Genomic DNA, 15,274 nt, shown 5'->3' on the forward strand with positions numbered 1-15,274 from the left:
TACAACGGTTGAAGCGGCGGCCTTAGCCGCCGTACTTCTTGCGCAGTTGCTGGACGGTGCGCAGCTGGGCTGCAACCTCGGCCAGGTGAGCGGCAGCAGAGCCGTAGTCGAACTCGGCGCCCTTCTCGTTCAGCGCTTTCTCGGCGGCCTTGAGGGCCTCCTGGGCAGCAGCCTCGTCAATGTCGGCAGCACGCTGCACGGTGTCGGCGAGAACCTTGACCATGTTAGGCTGCACTTCGAGGAAACCACCGGAGATGTAGTACACCTCGGTTTCACCACCCTGCTTGATCAGGCGAATCGGGCCCGGCTTCAGATTCGTGATCAGCGGCGCGTGGCCCGGAGCGATACCCAGATCACCCAGGTTGCCGTGCGCAATCACCATCTCGACCAGGCCGGAGAAAATCTCCGCTTCCGCGCTGACGATATCGCAATGGACTGTCATAGCCATACGCTTGCCTCACGTGACAGGCTGTGGACAACTTACCCACAACCTGAGGCGCCCGTTGCCGGGCGCCTGGGGTGATTACAGTTTCTTCGCTTTCTCGATGGCTTCTTCGATACCGCCAACCATGTAGAACGCTTGTTCCGGCAGGTGGTCGTAGTCGCCTTTGAGAATGCCGCTGAAGCCCGCAATGGTGTCCTTCAGGGACACATACTTGCCCGGCGAACCGGTGAAGACTTCGGCCACGAAGAATGGCTGGGACAGGAAGCGCTGGATCTTACGAGCGCGGGATACCAGCTGCTTGTCTTCCTCGGACAGTTCATCCATACCCAGAATGGCGATGATGTCCTTCAGCTCCTTGTAACGCTGCAGCACATACTGAACACCGCGAGCAGTCTCGTAGTGCTCCTGGCCGATAACGTTCGGATCCAGCTGACGGCTGGTGGAATCCAGCGGGTCAACGGCCGGGTAGATACCCAGAGAAGCAATGTCACGGCTCAGTACGACAGTGGCGTCAAGGTGGGCGAAGGTGGTCGCCGGGCTCGGGTCGGTCAGGTCGTCCGCGGGAACGTATACGGCCTGGATCGAGGTGATCGAACCTTTCTTGGTGGAGGTAATACGCTCCTGCAGAACGCCCATCTCCTCGGCCAGAGTCGGCTGATAACCTACCGCCGAAGGCATACGACCCAGCAGAGCGGATACTTCGGTACCGGCAAGGGTGTAACGGTAGATGTTGTCGACGAACAGCAGAACGTCACGACCTTCGTCACGGAACTTCTCGGCCATGGTCAGGCCGGTCAGCGCAACGCGCAGACGGTTGCCTGGTGGCTCGTTCATCTGACCGTAGACCAGGGCTACCTTGTCGAGAACGTTGGAGTCCTTCATCTCGTGGTAGAAATCGTTACCCTCACGAGTACGCTCACCCACACCAGCGAACACGGAATAACCGCTGTGCTCGATGGCGATGTTACGGATCAGTTCCATCATGTTCACGGTCTTGCCTACACCGGCACCACCGAACAGACCGACCTTACCACCCTTGGCGAACGGGCAGACCAGGTCGATTACCTTGATACCGGTTTCCAGCAGCTCGTTGCCGCCGGCCTGCTCGGCATAGCTCGGCGCAGCGCGGTGGATTTCCCACTGCTCTTCTTCACCGATGGGACCGGCTTCATCGATGGGGTTGCCCAGCACGTCCATGATACGGCCCAGGGTCGCTTTGCCGACCGGTACCGAGATGGCCTTGTTGGTACGGGTGACGTCCAGACCACGCTTGAGGCCTTCGGTCGAACCCATCGCAATGGAACGCACCACGCCGTCGCCCAGCTGCTGCTGAACTTCCAGAGTGGTTTCGGCGCCAACTACTTTCAGCGCCTCGTATACGGCTGGCACCTGATCACGCGGAAATTCCACGTCGATAACGGCGCCGATGATTTGAACGATACGTCCGCTACTCATCTTTGGTTCCTCTGAATATTTGAACCGTTCTTAAACCGCGGCAGCGCCGCCGACGATTTCCGAAATCTCTTGGGTGATCGCTGCCTGACGCGCCTTGTTGTAGATCAACTGCAGATCGCTGATCAGCTGGCCGGCGTTGTCAGTGGCGTTCTTCATCGCGATCATCCGCGCAGCCTGCTCGGCCGCGTTATTCTCGACCACCGCCTGGTATACCTGCGATTCGACATAGCGAACCATCAGGCCATCGAGCAGCTCCTTGGCATCGGGCTCATACAGGTAGTCCCAGTGATGCTTGAGCTCTTGATCCGGATCGGCTACCAGCGGAACCAGCTGTTCCACTGTAGGCTTCTGCGTCATGGTATTGACGAACTTGTTCGAGACCACGGACAGACGGTCGATCCGACCTTCGAGGTAGGCGTCGAGCATAACCTTGACACTACCAATCAGATCCGTGATCGACGGCTCTTCACCGAGGTGGCTGATCGCGGCGACAACATTGCCACCAAAGTTGCGGAAGAATGCCGCCCCCTTGGAGCCAATCACGCAGAGATCGATCTCCACGCCTTGCTCGCGATCTTTCGCCATGTCCTTGACCAGGGCCTTGAACAGGTTGGTATTCAGACCACCGCACAGACCACGGTCACTGCTCACCACTACATAGCCGGCACGCTTGACTTCGCGCTCGACCATGAAGGGATGACGGTACTCCGGGTTGGCGTTGGCCAGATGACCAATCACCTGGCGGATACGCTCCGCGTAGGGACGGCTAGCAGCCATGCGCAGTTGAGCCTTGCGCATCTTGCTGACCGCCACTTTCTCCATGGCGCTGGTGATCTTCTGCGTGCTTTTGATGCTCGCAATCTTGCTGCGAATCTCTTTTGCGCCTGCCATTTCACACCTATCGGGTTAGCAGGCGGGCGCCATTGGGCGCCCGCTGCGGCTTACCAGGTTTGGGTGGCTTTGAACTTCTCGATACCAGCCTTGATGGCGGCGTCGATCTCGTCGTTGAAGTCGCCCTTCTCGTTGATCTTGGCCATCAGATCGGCCAGTTCACGGTTGAAGTAGCCCAGCAGGGCCGCTTCGAAGGCGCCAACCTTGTTCACTTCCACGTCGGTCAGGAAGCCGCGCTCGGCAGCGTACAGAGACACGGACATGTCGGCGATCGACATGGGCGCGTACTGCTTCTGCTTCATCAGCTCGGTAACACGCTGACCGTGCTCGAGCTGCTTGCGGGTGGCCTCGTCCAGGTCAGAGGCGAACTGGGCGAATGCAGCCAGTTCACGGTACTGAGCCAGAGCGGTACGGATACCACCGGAGAGCTTCTTGATGATCTTGGTCTGGGCCGCACCACCTACGCGGGATACCGAGATACCAGCGTTGACGGCCGGACGGATACCCGAGTTGAACATGGCCGATTCCAGGAAGATCTGGCCGTCGGTGATCGAGATCACGTTGGTCGGAACGAACGCGGACACGTCGCCTGCCTGGGTTTCGATGATCGGCAGCGCGGTCAGCGAGCCGGTCTTGCCCTTCACGGCACCGTTGGTGAACTTCTCAACGTACTCCTCGGAAACGCGGGAAGCGCGCTCCAGCAGGCGGCTGTGGAGATAGAACACGTCGCCCGGATAAGCTTCACGGCCTGGCGGACGGCGCAGCAGCAGGGAGATCTGGCGATAGGCCACAGCCTGCTTGGACAGGTCGTCATAGACGATCAGGGCGTCTTCGCCGCGGTCGCGGAAGTATTCGCCCATGGTGCAGCCGGCGTAGGGAGCCAGGAACTGCAACGCAGCGGATTCGGAAGCGGAAGCGGCGACAACGATAGTGTTCGCCAGCGCGCCGGTTTCTTCCAGCTTGCGTACCACGTTGGCAATGGTCGATTGCTTCTGACCGATAGCCACGTAGATACACTTAATGCCGCTGTTTTTCTGGTTGATGATGGCGTCGACAGCCAGGGCGGTCTTACCAATCTGACGGTCACCGATGATCAGCTCACGCTGGCCACGGCCGACCGGAATCATGGCGTCAACCGACTTGTAGCCAGTCTGTACCGGCTGGTCGACCGACTTACGCCAGATCACGCCCGGTGCAACTTTTTCCACCGCGTCGGTAGCTTGGGCATTGATCGGACCTTTGCCATCGATCGGGTTACCCAGTGCGTCGACCACGCGACCCAGCAGTTCCGGACCAACCGGTACTTCCAGGATGCGGCCGGTGCACTTGGCGCTCATACCTTCGGCCAGACTGGTATAAGCACCCAGTACCACAGCACCAACGGAGTCTTGCTCCAGGTTCAGCGCCATACCGTAGATGCCATCGGGGAACTCGATCATCTCGCCGTACATGACGTCGGCCAGACCATGAATACGCACGATGCCGTCGGAAACGGAGACGATGGTGCCTTCGTTACGGGCTTGGGAGGCGACGTCGAGTTTCTCGATACGCCCCTTGATGATTTCACTAATTTCGGAAGGATTGAGTTGCTGCATAGCTCTGCTGCCCCTTCAAACTCAAGATTTCAATGCTTCGGCCAGCTTCGCGAGCTTGCCGCGAACTGTGCCATCGATAACCAGGTCGCCGGCGCGAATCAGTACACCACCGATGAGGGTGGCATCTTCCGCGGCGTGCAGACGCACTTCTCGGCCGAGCCGTGCACTGAGAACCTTGGCGAGTTTGTCTTGCTGTTCATCGCTCAATGCAAAGGCACTGGTCACTTCCACATCGATCGTTTTCTCCTGCTCGGCCTTGTACAGCTCGAACAGGGCGTAGATCTCCGGCAACAGGGCCAGACGACCGTTATCGGCAACGACATGAATGAAGTTCTGTGCCTGGGCGTCGAACTCTTCACCACACACCTCGATGAAGGCGGTGGCCTTTTCTGTACTCGTCAGACGCGGGGCCTTGAGCACGCGCTGCATGGTGCCGTCGAGCGACACCGCCGCAGCCAGGCCGAGCATGGCTGACCAATTGGCCAGTTGCTGGTGGGCCTGTGCGTGCTCAAAGGCAGCCTTGGCGTAAGGTCGGGCCAGCGTGGTCAGTTCTGCCATGATCGCGCCCTCGCTTAAATTTCGGCTGCCAGTTTGTTAACCAGCTCCGCATGCGCGTTTTGGTCGATGGATGCGCCCAGAATCTTCTCGGCGCCACTGACGGCCAGGCTGCCCACTTGGGCACGCAGAGCGTCTTTGATGCCGTTGATTTCCTGTTCGATCTCGGCCTGAGCCTGAGCCTTTACGCGTTCAGCTTCGACACGAGCCTGATCACGGGCCTCGTCGACGATCTGGGTAGCACGCTTTTTGGCTTGCTCAATGATTTCGGCGGCCTGACCTTTGGCTTCGCGCAGTTGCTGGGCCACTTTCTCGTGAGCCAGCTCCAAATCACGAGCCGCGCGGTTGGCAGCGTCCAAGCCGTCTGCGATCTTCTTCTGACGTTCCTGCAGGGCGTTGATGACCGGAGGCCATACAAACTTCATGCAGAACCATACGAAGATGAAGAAGGCAACGGACTGGCCAATCAGGGTTGCATTAATGTTCACGCCAACACCTCGCTCGTTCGTTGTCCGTCACACCAATTCACTCGAAGGAGAGTGAATCAGCCTGCGATTTGGCCAACGAAGGGGTTCGCGAAGGTGAAGAACAGGGCGATACCAACACCGATCATGGTCACGGCGTCGAGCAGACCGGCAACGATGAACATCTTGACTTGCAGCATCGGAACCATTTCCGGTTGACGCGCAGCGCCTTCCAGGAACTTGCCACCCAGCAGACCGAAACCGATGGCGGTACCCAGGGCACCCAGGCCGATCAGCAGTGCAACGGCGATAGCGGTCAAACCAACTACAGTTTCCATTTTTCCTCCCGACTTACAGTCGTATTGGTTAGGTTTTTGATGAAGCGGTAAAACGAAATCGTTTCTTTACAGCAACCCTGCAGCCGAGACTACCGGGTGTGTTCCAGCGGCATCGCACAAGGCGCTGCCGCGGAATTCGGTTCCCTTAATGACTCTCTTCGTGCGCCATCGACAGGTAGACGATGGTCAGCATCATGAAGATGAATGCCTGCAGGGTGATGATCAGGATGTGGAAGATGGCCCAGGCCAGCTGCAGCACACCACCCAGACCGCCCAGCAGCATGCCGCCGCTGTACATGATGGCGATCAGGATGAAGATCAGTTCACCGGCATACAGGTTGCCGAACAGTCGCAGGGCCAGGGAGACCGGTTTGGCGATCAGGGTGACGAATTCGAGCAGGAAGTTCACCGGGATCAGCAGGATCTTCACGGCAATATTCTTGGCATTGAACGGGTGCAGGGTCAGTTCACCCAGGAAACCACCAATACCCTTGACCTTGATGCTGTAGAAGATGATCAGGGCGAACACCGATAGAGCCAGGCCCAGAGTGGCATTCGGGTCGGTGGTCGGAACCGCACGGAAATACAGATGCGGATCACCAACAATGGTGGCAGCCAGCATCGGCAGCCAGTCAACCGGCAGAAGATCCATGAAGTTCATCAGGAAAACCCAGACGAAAATGGTCAGGGCCAGAGGTGCGATCAGCGGATTGCGGCCGTGAAAGGTGTCCTTCACGCTGCTGTCGACAAAGCCGACGATGACCTCAATGAAATTCTGCAGCCCGCCGGGAGTATCCGAGGTTGCCTTGCTGGCCGCCAGGCGGAAAAGCGCAATGAAGATCAGGCCGAGAACTACGGACACTCCGAGAGTGTCCAAGTGAAAGGCCCAGAAACCCATTTCCTGAGCTTCTTGTGTGGTGTGGGCGAAACTCCAGCCATTTACCGGGTGCTGACCGAAGGTCAGATTCGACAAGTGGTGCTGGATGTAACCCGAAGCGGTATCTGCTGCCATTATTTGCCCCGAACGCTTTAAGGTCTTGAAAATGTCTTTATCAGTAGCGGGGCAAACCAGCTCACCATCAGGGTCAGCAGGTAGACACCGAACAGTGCCGGTGCCGCCAGTGGTTTCACGCCCGCAAACGTCAGTGCAAAAAGCACAAACGTCAAAATCAGTTTTCCCGCCTCGCCGGTATAAAAAGACCGGACGATCTCTCTCGCAGCCCTCGCACCGCTATGGCGGAACGCCTTGTGGGCAAAGTACAGGTTCGGCAGCCAGGCGATCACTCCGCCCAACAGGGCCGAATAGCCGGCCACGCTGCCGCGCCATTGCCAGCACGCCGCAGCGGCCAGCAGCAGTACGATGAGTTGAGCCACCAGCACCGGAAAGACCGGCAAACGATGGAAAGGCAGGCGCTTCGGCATGCGGCGTTCCATCTACTGGGACCTCGTCTATCGAACGCTTTTAACTCCATGAATTGGCATAAAAAGTGCCAATAAAATTGCGCGCAGAGTATAGGTGGCCTATCCCCCCCGTTCAACTGCACGGTAGTGTTTTCCGACCGTGCGCTACACCGCCAGATGTGGCGAATTGTTTCAACGGATATGGGCCAGCACGCCCTGCAACTCATCAAGGGAGTTGTAGCGGATAACCAGCTGCCCCTTGCCGCCGGAGCCATGTTTTATCTGCACTGGCGAGCCCAGGCGCTCTGCCAGCCGCTGTTCCAGGCGACTGATGTCAGGGTCAGTCTTGGCCTTCTGCGGGGCCGGTTTGGCGTTCAGCCACTGACGCACCAGGGCTTCAGTCTGGCGGACGGTAAGAGCGCGTGCGACAACATGTCGCGCAGCTTCGACCTGTCTTTCCAGGGGCAGACCGAGCAAAGCACGGGCATGGCCCATCTCCAGATCGCCATGAGCAAGCAGGGTCTTTATTTCGTCCGGCAAGGCGATCAGGCGCAACAGGTTGGCGATGGTGGCGCGGGACTTGCCAACTGCATCAGCGACCTGTTGCTGAGTCAGTTCGAATTCCTGCTGCAGCCGCTGCAGAGCGACAGCTTCCTCGATGGGGTTGAGATCTTCGCGCTGGATGTTCTCGATCAGCGCCATGGCAATCGCTGCTTCGTCCGGCAGCTCACGCACCATCGCCGGGATCTTCTCCTGACCAGCCAGTTGGCTGGCTCGCCAGCGGCGTTCACCGGCGACGATCTCGAAACGGCCACCACCAATGGGGCGCAGCACGATGGGCTGCATCACGCCCTGGGCACGGATCGAGGCAGCCAATTCTTCCAGGGCGGTCTGATCCATGTCGCGACGTGGCTGGTACTTGCCGCGCTGAATCAGATCCAGCGGCACATATTGCAGTTCGCGGGTGTCGGCCTTGGCGGCTTCCTCCTGCAGGGCACTGACGGTATTGCCTGCCAGCAGAGCGTCCAGACCTCGACCCAGACCTCGTTTCTTCGCAGCCATGCGGATGTTCCTTAAGCGGTAGCGGTTTTTGCGGCGGCGCGCTGACGACGCACCAGTTCGCCAGCCAGCGCCAGATAGGCGATGGCCCCACGGGATTGTTTGTCGTAGACCAGTGCCGGCATGCCAAAGCTGGGCGCCTCGGCCAGCCTCACGTTGCGCGGAATCACTGCGTCATAGAGCTTGTCGCCAAAGTGCGCCTTGAGCTGGGCACTGACATCGTTGGTCAGACTGATGCGCGGATCGTACATGGTGCGCAACAGCCCTTCGATCTGCAGCTTGGGGTTGAGCAATTGACTGATGCGCTGAATGCTGTTGACCAGATCGGAAAGTCCTTCCAGTGCGTAATACTCGCACTGCATGGGGATGATCACACCATCGGCCGCCACCAGCGCGTTGATGGTCAGCATGTTCAGTGATGGCGGACAGTCGATGAGGATGTAGTCGTAGTTCTCGCGGATCGGCGCCAGAGCGTAGCGCAGGCGGCTCTCCTTCATCTTCATTTCCAGCAGCGCAACTTCGGCCGCGGTCAGGTCGCGGTTGGCCGGCAGCAACTGGTAACCACCATGCTCGGAGTACTGCATGACCTGGCTGAGGTCGCATTCGCCGATCAGCACGTCATAGATGGAATGCTCCAGACTGTGCTTGTCGATGCCGCTCCCCATGGTGGCGTTGCCCTGCGGGTCGAGGTCAATCAACAGCACACGACGTTTGGTCGCCACCAGCGAAGCTGCCAGGTTGACGCAGGTCGTGGTCTTGCCGACGCCGCCCTTCTGGTTGGCAATCGCGAATACCTTGGCCATCTTCTTTCCCCCTAGACCGAGCGACGCAGTATCAGCAGATGGCGCTGACCTTGGCAACCGGGCACCCGCAGCACCTGCGTAGTCTCAAGTCGGAAGTCTGCCGGCAATGCCTGCAGCTCGTCATCCGGATGCACGCCCTTCATCGCCAGCCAGCGGGTGCCGGCGTCACCCAGATGACGCGTCCAGTTGCTGAAGTCTTCCAGGCTGCTGAAAGCCCGCGAACTGATGCCGTCGAACGGCTGAGGAGGACGGTAAGCCTCTACCCGGCTGTGGACAACCTCAAGGTTGGCAAGTTTCAGCTCCAGTTTGACCTGAGTCAGGAAACGGGTTTTCTTGCCATTGGAGTCGAGCAGGGTGAATTGCCGCTCGGGGAACATGATCGCCAGGGGAATGCCCGGCATGCCGCCGCCGCTGCCAACGTCCAGCCAGCGCTCGCCTCCGAGCTCTACATAGGGCACCACTGACAGGCTGTCGAGCAGATGGCGCGAAACCATCTCGTCCGGGTCACGCACTGCGGTAAGGTTATAGGCCTTGTTCCATTTGATCAGCAGGCCCAGGTAGGCGAGCAATTGTTCCTGCTGAAGGGCACCAAGCTCAATGCCGAGTTCACGGGCGCCCAGGACAAGCTCTTCGGCGTGACGTTGAGTAACCGACATCAGGCGCTCTGCTCCAGCTTCTGGCCGGCGCTGCGCTTTTTCAGATGAATCAGCAGCAGGGAAATGGCGGCCGGGGTGACGCCGGGAATACGCCCGGCCTGGCCAAGGGTGGCCGGACGGGCATTGCCCAGCTTGAACTGGATTTCCTTGGATAGCCCGGCAATGGCGGCGTAGTCCAGGTCATCCGGCAGGCGGGTGTCTTCGCTGGCTCTCAGGCGGGCGATCTCGTCCTGCTGACGCTCGATGTAGCCAGCGTACTTGGTTTTGATCTCCACCTGCTCAGCCACCTGATTATCCACAGCTGGTGCCACTGTCAGTTCGGCCAGGCTGGCATAGTCGATTTCCGGGCGAGCCAGCAGGTTAAGCAGATTGTACTCGTGGTTCAGCGGTGTGCCGAAACGCTCGGCTATAGCATCGCCCTGTGGTGTACCCGGACGCACCCAGGTGCTTTTCAGGCGCTGCTCTTCGGCGACGATGGCTTCGCGCTTAGCCTCAAAGGCTGCCCAGCGCACGTCATCCACCAACCCCAGTTCGCGGCCCTTCTCGGTAAGGCGCAGATCGGCGTTGTCCTCGCGCAGAATCAGCCTGTACTCGGCACGTGAAGTGAACATGCGGTAGGGCTCTTGCGTTCCCAGGGTGATCAGATCGTCGACCAGTACGCCGATGTAGGCCTCATCGCGGCGTGGGCACCAGGGCTCTTTGCCCTGTGCGCGGAGCGCGGCGTTGCAGCCGGCGAGCAGCCCCTGGGCACCGGCCTCTTCGTAACCGGTAGTGCCGTTGATCTGGCCGGCGAAGAACAGACCGCCGATGACCTTGGTCTCCAGGCTGTACTTGAGATCGCGCGGGTCGAAGTAGTCGTACTCGATGGCGTAGCCCGGGCGCACGATATGAGCGTTTTCCATACCGCGGATCGAACGCACGATCTGTAGCTGCACGTCAAACGGCAGCGATGTGGAGATGCCGTTGGGATACAACTCATGGGTGGTCAGTCCTTCAGGCTCGATAAACACCTGATGGCTGTCCTTGTCGGCAAAGCGGTGGATCTTGTCTTCGATCGACGGACAGTAACGCGGACCTACTCCTTCGATAACTCCCGAGTACATCGGCGAGCGATCCAGGTTGGCGGCGATGATTTCATGGGTGCGCGCGTTGGTATGGGTGATCCAGCAGCTGATTTGTCGCGGCTGATGCTCGCGTTTGCCGAGGAAGGACATCAGCGGCGTCGGGGTATCGCCCGGCTGCTCGGTCATCACCGAAAAATCCACGCTGCGGCCATCGATACGCGGCGGGGTACCGGTTTTCAGCCGGCCAACACGCAGCGGCAGCTCACGCAGGCGTTGGGCCAGGGCTATGGAGGGTGGATCACCGGCACGACCGCCGGAGTAATTCTGCAAGCCAATGTGGATAAGTCCGCCAAGGAAGGTACCGGTGGTCAGTACCACGGAATCCGCGTGAAACCTGAGGCCCATCTGGGTAACGACTCCCCGGACCTGATCGTTTTCCACAATCAGGTCATCGGCTGCCTGTTGAAAAATCCACAGATTGGGTTGGTTTTCCAGAATCTCGCGGATAGCCGCCTTGTACAGCACCCGGTCAGCCTGAGCGCGGGTGGCCCGAACAGCCGGGCCCTTGCGGCTGTTGAGGATACGGAACTGAATACCGCCTCGATCCGTAGCGCTCGCCATGGCGCCGCCCAAGGCGTCGATCTCCTTGACCAGGTGGCTCTTGCCGATACCACCAATGGCTGGGTTACAGCTCATTTGCCCAAGAGTCTCGACATTGTGGGTGAGCAGCAGGGTCTTCACGCCCATGCGTGCCGCAGCCAGAGCTGCTTCGGTACCGGCATGACCGCCGCCGATCACGATCACGTCAAAACGGGAAGGGAAATCCACCACGCACCTCGTGCCTGTTGAGAAGGGAAATTGGGGAAGGCGGCAAGTATAGGGATTTCGTTCTGCTGAATGAAGCCTTCTGCACAAAAAATAGCCAAATCTGAGATCAGTGTGCTGCTTTAACCTGCCCTGCCGATTACACCGTGTAAGGAAACCTGATGGCGAGCTTATAGGAATTAGAAAAATAGAATATTTATAAAGCTTGTTCTTTATGTTTATTAATAGGTTGGATCATTTCTGTGGATAAGCTCATGTAGCCCTTGCCCTGCAAGAGATTTGGCGAAGGAAAACACTGTGTTGATCCTGCTCTCTTCCGCTGAAAAAGCAGGGCATGGCCTGTGAGTCGAACGAGTTCTTATCAACAGGTGTTTTTTCCAGCGACTTGCCCAGAGACTTATGGGTATGGTTCAGGGCTGTTTTTCCACAGGTTTCAGGAAAGCAGAATAACTCCGTACAGGCGAGACGGACTCGCCCTTCAGGATCATCGTGGGAAAGAGATGAAGGGCACCGCGATACGATGCTTTGAATTACTTACCGATGCAGAAGCTGGAAAAGATCCTTCCCAGCAAATCGTCACTACTAAAGGCACCAGTGATCTCGCCAAGAGCCTGCTGGGCCATGCGCAGATCTTCAGCCAACAGTTCCCCGGCACCCAGCAGGGTTAGCTGCTGGCGACCGTGCTCAAGGTAGCGTTCGGCCTGGTGCAGAGCTTCCAGATGGCGTCGGCGTGCGCTGAAGCCGCTTTCGGCCGTTTGTTGATAGCCCATGCAGGCCTTAAGGTGATCGCGCAGTAGATCCAGGCCAGCGGCGGATTTGGCCGAAAGAGACAGGGTTACGTGTCCATCTCCACTGGTTTGCAGTGTGATGGCTTCGCCGGATAGATCAGCCTTGTTACGGATCAGCGTGACACGTGCTGGATCCGGGCGACTATCGAGAAATTCCGGCCAAAGAGCGAAGGGGTCGACTGCTTCCGGTGCGGTGGAGTCCACTACCAGAAGTACCCGGTCGGCCTCGCCGATGGCTTTGAGCGCACGTTCCACGCCGATACGTTCGACCTGGTCGTCGGTGTCGCGCAGCCCGGCGGTATCGACAACATGCAGCGGCATGTCGTCAATGTGGATATGTTCGCGCAGCACGTCACGGGTGGTACCGGCGATATCGGTGACGATGGCCGCCTCGCGGCCGGCCAGGGCGTTGAGCAGGCTTGACTTGCCTGCGTTGGGGCGGCCGGCAATGACCACCGTCATGCCATCGCGCAACAAAGCTCCCTGCCCTGCTTCGCGCAGCACGGCGCTCAGTTCGGCGCGCACTTCGTCCAGTTGAGCCAGTACCTTGCCGTCGGCAAGAAAGTCGATCTCCTCCTCGGGAAAATCGATGGACGCCTCGACATAGATACGCAGTCGGATCAGCGATTCGGTCAGCGCGTGTACACGACGGGAGAACTCCCCTTGCAGAGAACGCAGGGCGTTGCGAGCAGCCTGCTCGGAGCTGGCTTCGATCAGGTCGGCAATCGCTTCGGCCTGAGCCAGATCCAGCTTGTCGTTGAGGAAGGCACGTTCGCTGAACTCTCCCGGGCGTGCCAGGCGGGCACCCAACTGCAGGCAGCGCCGCAGCAGCAGGTCGAGCACCACCGGGCCTCCGTGTCCCTGCAGCTCCAGTACATCCTCGCCAGTGAAGGAATGCGGCCCGGGAAAGAAGATTGCCAGACCTTCGTCCAGAGGCTGGCGATCTTCGCCATAGAACGGCCCGTGATGGGCATAGCGCGGCTTGAGCGGCCGGCGACAGATGGAGTCGGCCAGTTGCCCAGCCAGCGGGCCTGAAATGCGCACTATTCCCACTCCACCACGGCCCTGGGCTGTGGCGACGGCGGCGATGGTGTCTCGGGCATGGTGCATAGCGGGCTCTCGTATTCGTCAGACAGCAAAACGCCCCGGTCAAGGGGCGTTTGCGGGTGGCCGTAAGAGGCTGGCAGGTCAGGCTCCGGCCGGCTTCGCTGCCGCTTCGATCCTGCGGGTAATGTACCACTGCTGGGCGATGGACAGGATGTTGTTGACCACCCAGTACAGTACCAGGCCTGCAGGGAACCACAGGAAGAAGAAAGTGAAGATGATCGGCATCAGTTTCAGTACGCGCGCCTGCATGGGATCCGGAGGCGTCGGGTTGAGCTGCTGCTGAATGAACATGGTGGCGCCCATGATGATCGGCAGAATGAAGAACGGATCCTTGATCGACAGGTCCGTGATCCACAGCAGCCAGGGCGCCTGGCGCATTTCCACGGATTCCAGCAGTACCCAGTACAGAGCGAGGAATACCGGCATCTGCACGAGAATCGGCAGGCAGCCGCCCAGCGGGTTTATCTTCTCCTTCTTGTACAGCTCCATCATCGCCTGAGACATCTTCTGGCGATCATCACCGTACTGCTCTTTGAGCGCTTGCAGCTTCGGCGATACCGCACGCATGCGGGCCATCGACTTGTAGCTGGCGGCCGACAGTGGGAAGAAGATCAGCTTGATGATGATGGTCAGAACAATGATGGACCAACCCCAGTTGCCCAGCAGGCCGTGAATTACTTCCAGCAGCCAGAAAATGGGTTGGGCGAGGAACCAGAGGAAACCGTAGTCGACGGTCAGCTCCAGGCCAGGGGACAACGAGCCCAGGTGCTCCTGCAGCTTGGGGCCGGCGTAGAGGACTGCACCGGTTTCGCCCTTGGCGCCGGCAGCGACCTGAAGTGCCGGACCGGTGAAGCCGACGATGTAGTTGCCCTGGCTGTCCTTGCGGGTCTGAACCAGGTTGCTGCTGTTGGCGTCCGGTACCCAGGCAGTGACGAAGTAGTGTTGCAGCCAGGCAACCCAGCCACCTTGCACAGTGTCCTTGAAGGGTTGCTTGTCGATGTCCTTCATCGACAGCTTTTTATAAGGCTCATCGGCCGTCCATACCGCAGCACCCAGATAGGTAGCGGTGCCGGTAGCAGTGGTGGAGGACGGATCGCCGCTGCTGTCACGCTTGAGTTGGGCAAACAGGTTTCCGCTCCAGGCCTGCTCGCTCTGGTTGTCGATCAGGTAGCGAACATCCACCTGATAGGCGGCCGGATCCACGCAGCCGGTTTTCTTCTGCTGCTGCTCACGGGCGGAGCACTGGGGGTTGAGGCCGCGCTTGAAGCTGTAGCGCTTGATGTAGTTCACACCGTTGTTGCTGTAGGTCAGATCGACCACCAGGCTGTCTTGGCCGTCGGCCAGGCTGTAGTTGTTCTTTGCACTGTGCCAGAGAGCGCGACCGGCAGAGCTGTCCGGAGCGTTCTGGCCGATCAGCCCGCTCTGTGCCAGGTAGGTGCGCTCACTGCCGTTGTCGAACAGCTGGAACGGGACATCCGGGCGATCCTGACGACGCGGGTATTGCGGCAGGCGCAGCTGTACCACATCGCCACCGCGTGGATCGATGGCCAGATCCAATACGTCGGTGGTGACGCGGATCAGTTCCTCATTGCGGGCAACAACCGGAGCAACTGTTGCTGCGCTGGGTTCAGCAACGGCTGTCGGCACATCATCGGTATTCTGGCTGGAGGACGCCGCAGGGGCATCCGGCAGGGCGGGCGTCAGCGATGCCGAGGTACTGGCCTCGGCAGGCAGGGCAGCCTGACCATAATCCTCGTTCCATTGAAGAACCATGAGGTAGGACACGACTGCCAGGGCGACGATCAGGATCGAGCGTTGGATATCCATG

Annotated in this window: 15 protein-coding genes; all 15 read right to left on the reverse strand. The window is 59.2% G+C overall.

All coding sequences use genetic code 11. The features are described from left to right. Window positions 1-22: 22 nt before the first annotated feature. A complete protein-coding gene (locus NCCP436_RS00260) occupies window positions 23-448 on the reverse strand; it encodes a F0F1 ATP synthase subunit epsilon (protein ID WP_220801792.1) in 426 nt (141 codons plus the stop codon). A gap of 75 nt (window positions 449-523) precedes the next feature. Next, window positions 524-1,900 carry a F0F1 ATP synthase subunit beta gene (atpD, locus tag NCCP436_RS00265; protein ID WP_220801793.1) on the reverse strand — a complete coding sequence of 459 codons (1,377 nt, stop codon included), beginning with the start codon at window positions 1,898-1,900 and terminating at the stop codon, window positions 524-526. Window positions 1,901-1,930: 30 nt separating this feature from the next. Then, window positions 1,931-2,791, reverse strand: coding sequence for a F0F1 ATP synthase subunit gamma (gene atpG / locus NCCP436_RS00270; protein WP_220801794.1), 861 nt, complete (start codon window positions 2,789-2,791; stop codon window positions 1,931-1,933). A 50-nt stretch (window positions 2,792-2,841) separates the two neighbouring features. Beyond that, on the reverse strand, window positions 2,842-4,386 hold the full coding sequence (gene atpA / locus NCCP436_RS00275) for a F0F1 ATP synthase subunit alpha (protein WP_220801795.1): 1,545 nt from the start codon (window positions 4,384-4,386) through the stop codon (window positions 2,842-2,844). Between the two features lie 21 nt (window positions 4,387-4,407). After that, entirely contained in the window at window positions 4,408-4,944 is a 537-nt protein-coding gene (locus NCCP436_RS00280) for a F0F1 ATP synthase subunit delta (protein ID WP_220801796.1), read from the reverse strand. 14 nt (window positions 4,945-4,958) lie between these two features. Beyond that, window positions 4,959-5,429, reverse strand: a complete 471-nt coding sequence (locus NCCP436_RS00285) for a F0F1 ATP synthase subunit B (protein WP_220801797.1) — start codon at window positions 5,427-5,429, stop codon at window positions 4,959-4,961. A gap of 56 nt (window positions 5,430-5,485) precedes the next feature. Further along, window positions 5,486-5,743 (reverse strand): F0F1 ATP synthase subunit C, encoded by a 258-nt coding sequence (gene atpE, locus NCCP436_RS00290; protein ID WP_003097235.1) that lies wholly within the window; start codon window positions 5,741-5,743, stop codon window positions 5,486-5,488. Window positions 5,744-5,888: 145 nt separating this feature from the next. Then, entirely contained in the window at window positions 5,889-6,755 is an 867-nt protein-coding gene (gene atpB, locus NCCP436_RS00295) for a F0F1 ATP synthase subunit A (RefSeq protein WP_220801798.1), read from the reverse strand. A 17-nt stretch (window positions 6,756-6,772) separates the two neighbouring features. Then, a complete protein-coding gene (locus NCCP436_RS00300) occupies window positions 6,773-7,177 on the reverse strand; it encodes a F0F1 ATP synthase subunit I (protein ID WP_375709455.1) in 405 nt (134 codons plus the stop codon). A gap of 159 nt (window positions 7,178-7,336) precedes the next feature. Beyond that, the gene (locus NCCP436_RS00305) at window positions 7,337-8,206 is read right to left on the reverse strand and encodes a ParB/RepB/Spo0J family partition protein (RefSeq protein ID WP_220801800.1); all 870 of its coding nucleotides are present in this window, start codon (window positions 8,204-8,206) and stop codon (window positions 7,337-7,339) included. A gap of 11 nt (window positions 8,207-8,217) precedes the next feature. Beyond that, window positions 8,218-9,006 (reverse strand): ParA family protein, encoded by a 789-nt coding sequence (locus NCCP436_RS00310; RefSeq protein WP_220801801.1) that lies wholly within the window; start codon window positions 9,004-9,006, stop codon window positions 8,218-8,220. An 11-nt stretch (window positions 9,007-9,017) separates the two neighbouring features. After that, window positions 9,018-9,665 (reverse strand): 16S rRNA (guanine(527)-N(7))-methyltransferase RsmG, encoded by a 648-nt coding sequence (rsmG, locus tag NCCP436_RS00315; RefSeq protein ID WP_220802119.1) that lies wholly within the window; start codon window positions 9,663-9,665, stop codon window positions 9,018-9,020. Further along, a complete protein-coding gene (gene mnmG / locus NCCP436_RS00320; RefSeq protein ID WP_220801802.1) occupies window positions 9,662-11,554 on the reverse strand; it encodes a tRNA uridine-5-carboxymethylaminomethyl(34) synthesis enzyme MnmG in 1,893 nt (630 codons plus the stop codon). Before mnmG ends, rsmG begins: the two co-directional genes overlap by 4 nt. A gap of 527 nt (window positions 11,555-12,081) precedes the next feature. Continuing rightward, window positions 12,082-13,449 carry a tRNA uridine-5-carboxymethylaminomethyl(34) synthesis GTPase MnmE gene (mnmE, locus tag NCCP436_RS00325; protein WP_220801803.1) on the reverse strand — a complete coding sequence of 456 codons (1,368 nt, stop codon included), beginning with the start codon at window positions 13,447-13,449 and terminating at the stop codon, window positions 12,082-12,084. A gap of 78 nt (window positions 13,450-13,527) precedes the next feature. Further along, window positions 13,528-15,273, reverse strand: coding sequence for a membrane protein insertase YidC (yidC, locus tag NCCP436_RS00330; RefSeq protein ID WP_220801804.1), 1,746 nt, complete (start codon window positions 15,271-15,273; stop codon window positions 13,528-13,530). Between the last annotated feature and the right edge of the window lies 1 nt (window position 15,274).

It is taken from the genome of Pseudomonas sp. NCCP-436 (assembly GCF_019656335.1).
Taxonomy (GTDB): Bacteria; Pseudomonadota; Gammaproteobacteria; order Pseudomonadales; family Pseudomonadaceae; genus Aquipseudomonas.